The organism is Ruegeria sp. CDSA033, from assembly GCF_059612305.1.
The window spans coordinates 1-1,273 of the sequence record NZ_JBXWQI010000057.1 but is presented as its reverse complement, the minus strand read 5'-3'; the positions used below and the strand labels follow the sequence as shown (position 1 = coordinate 1,273).

At 61.2% G+C, this 1,273-nt stretch carries 1 protein-coding gene; it reads right to left on the bottom strand.

Annotated features, from left to right (window positions below; all coding sequences use genetic code 11):
- Window positions 1–1,273, bottom strand: a 1,273-nt coding sequence (glyA, locus tag AC2FLA_RS22405) for a serine hydroxymethyltransferase (protein WP_282154380.1), incomplete at its 5' end; no start/stop codon positions are given.

The following is a 1,273-nucleotide window of genomic DNA, read 5'->3' as shown; positions in this document are numbered from 1 at the left end:
TTACAGGTTTGGATAGATCGGGAATTTAGCGCAAAGCTCTGCAACCTCGGCTTTGACCTTGGCTTCAACCGCGCCATTGCCGTCTTCGCCATTGGCGGCCAGACCGTCGACCACCTCGATGATCCAGTCGGCGATCTGGCGGAACTCGATCTCGCCAAAGCCGCGGGTGGTGCCGGCGGGGGAGCCCAGACGGATGCCCGACGTAATGGTCGGTTTTTCCGGATCAAACGGCACGCCGTTCTTGTTGCAGGTGATATGTGCCCGGCCCAGAGCCTTGTCGACAATGTTGCCGGTCACGCCCTTGGGTCGCAGATCGACCAGCACCACATGGGTGTCGGTACCGTGGGTCACCGTGTCCAGACCACCCTTGATCAGCTGGTCCGACAGCGCCTGTGCGTTCACGACGACCTGCTTGATGTAATCCTTGAACGCAGGCTGCAGCGCCTCGCCAAAGGCCACGGCTTTGGCCGCAATCACGTGCATCAGCGGGCCGCCCTGAATGCCGGGGAAGATAGCCGAATTCACTTTCTTAGCGATATCTTCATCATTGGTCAGGATCATGCCACCACGCGGGCCGCGCAGGGTTTTGTGCGTGGTGGTGGTCGCCACGTGCGCATGCGGGAAGGGGCTGGGGTGCTCACCCGCTGCCACCAGACCGGCGAAGTGCGCCATGTCCACGTGCAGGTAGGCGCCGACCATGTCGGCGATCTGGCGCATGCGGGCAAAGTCGATCTGTCGCGGAATGGCCGAGCCACCGGCGATGATCAGCTTGGGCTGGTGTTCTTTTGCCAGCGCCTCGACCTGATCATAGTCCAGCATGTTGTCTTCTTTGCGGACGCCATACTGCACCGCATTGAACCACTTGCCCGACTGGTTGGGACGGGCGCCGTGGGTCAGGTGACCGCCTGCGTCCAGGCTCATGCCCAGAATGGTGTCGCCGGGTTGGATCAGTGCCTGGAACACGCCCTGGTTGGCCTGAGAGCCTGAGTTCGGCTGCACGTTGGCAAAGCCGCAGCCAAACAGCTCTTTGGCGCGGTCGATGGCCAGGTTCTCGGCGATGTCCACGTACTGACAGCCGCCATAGTAACGCCGTCCGGGATAGCCTTCGGCGTATTTGTTGGTCATCACCGAGCCTTGTGCTTCCATCACGGCGGCAGAGACGATGTTTTCGGATGCGATCAACTCGATCTCGTCGCGCTGACGACCCAGCTCGGATGTGATCGAGCCGAACAGCTCGGGATCACGGTCAGACAGGGACTGGGTGAAAAATCCG